Raw genomic sequence first — 4265 nt, 5'->3', positions numbered from 1 at the left:
CGATGTCGTCGTAGCCGACGGCCGAGTACATCGCGGCCTTCGCCTCCTCGGTGGGCTCCACCCGGATGTTGCGGTAGCGGGCGAGGCCCGTACCGCGGACCCCACCCCGGCGGTTCTCCGTGGCGTACCGGTCAGCGGGTCAGGTGCACGAAGTGCCGGCCCGCCGTCTGCCAGGTGTCGTACGGGGTCCACCCCGCGGCCTTCGCCTCGGCGCGCAGGGCGCGGATGCCGAGCCGGGCCCACCGGAAGGAGGCGCCGCGGCCGCCGGCGCCGTCCTCGACGTGGACCTCGACGCGTTCGTCGACGTCGGCGGCGGCCGCTTCGACGAGCAGGGATCCACCGGGTGCGGCCAGCGCGGCGGCCCGGCGCAGCAGGGTGGCCGGGGCGCCGCCGATGCCGATGTTGCCGTCGATGAGGAGGACCGTGCCCCAGCCGCCTTCGCGGGGGAGGGGGTCGAAGACGGACCGGCACAGGGCGCTGCCGCCGGACCGGACGGTACGGGTCACCGCCTCGGGGGTGACGTCCACACCGAGCGCCGTGTGTCCGCGCCGGGCGAGCGCGGCGACCAGGCGGCCCGGTCCGCAGCCGATGTCGAGGACGGGACCGGCGCACCGGGCCAGCACAGTGTGGTCGGCGGCGTCGGGCTCGGCGCACCACCGCTCGACTTCGAGGGGGAGCAACCAGCCGTCGTGACGCCGGAGGTAGAGCGGCCCCCGGCCGGCGCGCAGGGCGTCGGCGTACGGGTCGGCCCGCCAGGCCCGCGCGGCGGGCTCGGTGAGCTGGGCGGTCATCGCGTCACCGCGCACAGGCCGGAGTGCAGTGCGGCGAAGCGGGTCCACGGTGCGGCCGCGGCGACCCGCTGCGCATCGGCGGGGGTGTCCACGTCGCACAGTTCGGGCAGGTCGCGCACAGCGAGCCCCGCGTCGGTCAGCCGTCGCCGCTGGACCTCACCGGTGTGCGCCAACGACATGGGGACGCCGAGCAGCAGGGCGGGGTCGGGTTCGGCCAGGCCGAGGGCCCAGAACCCGCCGTCGTCGGCGGGGCCGAACCACGCGTCGGCCGCTGCGAAGTCGAGGCCCAGTGCGAGGAGGCCGGGGGTGACCTGCGGGGTGTCCATGCCGATCAGCAGGGCCGGCCCTTCGGCCACGGCGAAGGCCGCGGCCAGCCGGACGTCCAAACCCCCCGCGCACTGCGCGACGACCTCGATGCCGGACGGGACCCAAGGCCCGGGCTGTCCGTCCAGGACCAGGACGCGCCGCCGGGCCGGGGTGGCCAGAACCGCCGTGAGGGTGTCCTCCAGTGCGGCGCACGCCAGGTCCGCGGCCTGCTGCGGGGTGAACCGGGTGGTCAGGCGCGTCTTCACCCTGCCCGGTACGGGGGCCTTCGCGATGACGAGGAGGGTGCTCATGCGGAGCTCCCCCCGGCTCGTGCCCGCCGGGCGGCCGGTGGTTCGGCCAGGACCCGGCGCATGTCGCGGACGGCGTTCCAGGTGCCCCGCCAGGTCCCGGTGACCTTGGACTTCCCCGACCGCGGCAGATACGGGATGTCCGTCTCGGCTACCCGCCAGCCCGCGTCGGCGGCCCGTACCACCATCTGCAGCGGGTACCCGCTGCGCCGGTCGGTCAGCTCCAGGCCGAGCAGCGCCTCGCGGCGCGCGACCCGCAGCGGGCCGAGGTCGTGCAGCCGCAGCCCCGTCCGGCGCCGCAGCATCCGGGCCAGGGCGAGGTTCCCGGCCCGCGCGTGGGCGGGCCAGGCGCCGCGCCCCTGAGGACGACGACGGCCGAGCAGCAGGTCCGCCTCACCGGCGGCGACCCGCTCGGCCATGGGAGCGAGCAGAGCGGGGTCCATGGAGGCGTCGCAGTCACAGAAGCAGACGAACTCGGCGCGGGCGGCGAGCAGCCCGGCGTGGCAGGCGGCGCCGAATCCGCGCCGGGACTCGTGGACCACGGTCGCGCCGAGCGAGCGGGCGATGTCGGCCGAGCCGTCGGTGGAGCCGTTGTCGACGACGATGGCCCGCCACCCGGACGGCACCCGGGCCAACACCCAGGGCAGCGCCTCGGCCTCGTCGAGGCAGGGAAGTACGAGGTCCGCGCGGGGCGGACGAGCAGAAGGAGTCACCCTCCACACCGTAGGAACCCGAAGGCGCGGAAGGGCGCCCGAAGACCTTACGAAACGCGGACACCGCGCCGTACAGCGGTGGGCGCCGGTCAGCACCGGACGGCACAGTGCCACCCTGGGGGCATGGCAATCAGCAACGAGACCGGCCCGGGCCCCGGGCACCCCTGCGGCGTCGCCGGCCGGATCCTGGTCGTGGACGACGACCCGACCGTCTCCGAGGTCGTGGCCGGCTATCTGGAGCGGGCCGGCTTCACCGTGCACCGCGCCGAGGACGGCCCGGCCGCGCTGGAGAGTGCCGCCCGCCACCGGCCCGACCTGGTCGTCCTCGACCTGATGCTGCCGGGCATGGACGGCCTGGAAGTCTGCCGTCGCCTGCGTGCGAGCGGAAACGGCAGGCCCCCTGTCCCCGTGGTCATGCTCACCGCGCGCGGCGACGAGGACGACCGGATCCTGGGCCTGGAGGTCGGCGCGGACGACTACGTGACCAAGCCCTTCAGCCCGCGCGAGCTGGTCCTGCGGGTGCGCTCGGTCCTGCGCAGGAGCTCCTCGACAGCCCCGGTCGGCGAACCGTCGCTCGTGGTTGCCGGGCTCGCCGTGGACCCCGCTGCCCGCCGCGCGACCCGGGACGGGTCGGAACTGGCCCTGACGCTCCGGGAGTTCGATCTCCTCGTGTACTTCCTGCGGCACCCGGGGCAGGTCTGCGACCGGGAGCGGCTCATGCGCGAGGTCTGGGGCTGGGAGTACGGCGACCTCTCCACCGTGACCGTGCACGTCCGCCGGCTGCGCAGCAAGATCGAGGAGGACCCGGCCGATCCGCAGCTGATCCGGACCGTGTGGGGCGCCGGATACCGCTTCGAGCCGGCCCCTGCCGCGCCCGGCGCCACGGGAGCCGTCCGAGTGGAGGACGGCCATGCGTGACCTGCTGCTGATCGCCCTGTACGCCTTCCTCGGAGCAGCAGCCGCGGGCCTGCTCGGTGCCGTCGCCCTGCGGATACTGCGCCGCCGCAGCGTCGCGGTCTCCCTCGCGGTGGTCGCGGCGGTCGCGGTGTCCGCGATGCTCGCCGGCACACTCATGGTGGCCTGGGCCATGTTCCTGTCGTCGCACGACCTGGCCGTGGTGACCACGGTGGTGGCCATGGCAGCCGCCGTCTCCCTGGGAACGGCGCTGCTGCTGGGCCGCCAGGTCGTGCTGCGCTGCCGGGAACTCGTTTCGGCGGCACGCGACTTCGGTGAAGCCGGGACCTTCACCGCACCTGCCGCCCCCGCCCCCGCCGAACTCGCCGCACTCAGCAGCGAACTGGCCCTCACCGGCGAGCGCCTCGCTGCCTCCCGCGAACGCGAACGGGCACTGGAGACCTCCCGGCGTGAACTCGTCGCCTGGATCTCGCACGACCTGCGGACCCCGCTGGCCGGGCTGCGCGCCATGTCGGAAGCGCTGGAGGACGGCGTGGTGGCCGATCCGGCCCGCTACCACCGGCAGATGCGCGCCGAGGTGGAGCGCCTCAACTCCATGGTCACCGACCTGTTCGAACTGTCCCGGATCCATGCCGGTGCGCTGTCCCTCAGTCCCACCCGCATGTCCCTGTACGACCTGGTCGGCGACGCGCTGGCCGGCACGGACGCACTCGCCCGGGAACACGGGGTGCGCCTGGCCGGCGGGAGCGTCGCTCCGCTTCCGGTGGAGGTCGACGGCAAGGAGATGACCCGGGTCCTGTCGAACCTGCTGGTCAACGCCATCCGCCACACCCCGGCCGACGGCACCGTCGCGATCGCCGCCGAACGCCGTGCCGACGCGGTGGTGCTCTCCGTCACCGACGCCTGCGGCGGCATCCCCGAGGAGGACCTGCCCCGCGTCTTCGACACCGGGTGGCGCGGCTCCCCGGCCCGTACGCCTCCGTCGGGCGCGGGCCTCGGCCTGGCCATCGTCCGGGGCATCGTCGAGGCCCACGCGGGCCACGCCGACGTCCGCAACGTGCCCGGTGGCTGCCGCTTCGAGCTGACCCTCCCGGCCCCCGCCTAGGGCCTGTATTGAGTTGCCCCGCGGCGTCGCGGCGCCCGGCACGCACCCTCGGCGCACGAGCCGAATGTCCTAGTAGCTCCGCTACGAGGATATTCGTCCCGCACGCCGAGGGCACGCACCGAACGCC

General features: G+C 74.9%; 5 protein-coding genes. 2 read left to right on the top strand and 3 right to left on the bottom strand.

Annotation, left to right across the window (positions count from 1 at the left end; translation table 11 throughout):
- Positions 1 to 131: 131 nt before the first annotated feature.
- The 3 genes from ACIPXC_RS34980 to ACIPXC_RS34970 are packed head-to-tail and all read right to left on the bottom strand — an operon-like array spanning position 132 to position 2118.
- Complete coding sequence (locus ACIPXC_RS34980) at positions 132 to 791, bottom strand: class I SAM-dependent methyltransferase (RefSeq protein WP_401626531.1); 660 nt, start codon at positions 789 to 791, stop codon at positions 132 to 134.
- The gene (locus ACIPXC_RS34975) at positions 788 to 1408 is read right to left on the bottom strand and encodes a DUF2064 domain-containing protein (RefSeq protein WP_401626528.1); all 621 of its coding nucleotides are present in this window, start codon (positions 1406 to 1408) and stop codon (positions 788 to 790) included. Before ACIPXC_RS34975 ends, ACIPXC_RS34980 begins: the two co-directional genes overlap by 4 nt.
- Positions 1405 to 2118: a glycosyltransferase family 2 protein gene (locus ACIPXC_RS34970; RefSeq protein ID WP_401626525.1), complete on the bottom strand. Its 714-nt coding sequence runs from the start codon at positions 2116 to 2118 to the stop codon at positions 1405 to 1407. The genes ACIPXC_RS34975 and ACIPXC_RS34970 overlap by 4 nt, the downstream gene beginning before the upstream one ends.
- 123 nt (positions 2119 to 2241) lie before the next feature.
- Here ACIPXC_RS34970 and ACIPXC_RS34965 point away from each other — a divergent pair, with 123 nt between their 5' ends.
- Positions 2242 to 3036, top strand: coding sequence for a response regulator transcription factor (locus ACIPXC_RS34965; protein WP_401626522.1), 795 nt, complete (start codon positions 2242 to 2244; stop codon positions 3034 to 3036).
- Positions 3029 to 4138, top strand: coding sequence for a sensor histidine kinase (locus ACIPXC_RS34960; RefSeq protein ID WP_401626521.1), 1110 nt, complete (start codon positions 3029 to 3031; stop codon positions 4136 to 4138). The genes ACIPXC_RS34965 and ACIPXC_RS34960 overlap by 8 nt, the downstream gene beginning before the upstream one ends.
- Positions 4139 to 4265: the final 127 nt, after the last annotated feature.

It is taken from the genome of Streptomyces sp. NPDC090021 (genome assembly GCF_044748225.1).
Classification (GTDB): Bacteria; Actinomycetota; Actinomycetes; order Streptomycetales; family Streptomycetaceae; genus Streptomyces.
The sequence above is the reverse complement of the archived record's forward strand: the minus strand, read 5'-3'. Positions and strand labels throughout refer to the sequence as shown.

Excerpts from the sequence above, each read along its gene's own strand:
- ACIPXC_RS34975 (WP_401626528.1), bottom strand. The coding sequence starts at position 1,408 with ATGAGCACCCTCCTCGTCATCGCGAAGGCCCCCGTACCGGGCAGGGTG.
- ACIPXC_RS34980 (WP_401626531.1), bottom strand. The coding sequence starts at position 791 with ATGACCGCCCAGCTCACCGAGCCCGCCGCGCGGGCCTGGCGGGCCGAC.
- ACIPXC_RS34960 (WP_401626521.1), top strand. The coding sequence starts at position 3,029 with ATGCGTGACCTGCTGCTGATCGCCCTGTACGCCTTCCTCGGAGCAGCA.
- ACIPXC_RS34965 (WP_401626522.1), top strand. The coding sequence starts at position 2,242 with ATGGCAATCAGCAACGAGACCGGCCCGGGCCCCGGGCACCCCTGCGGC.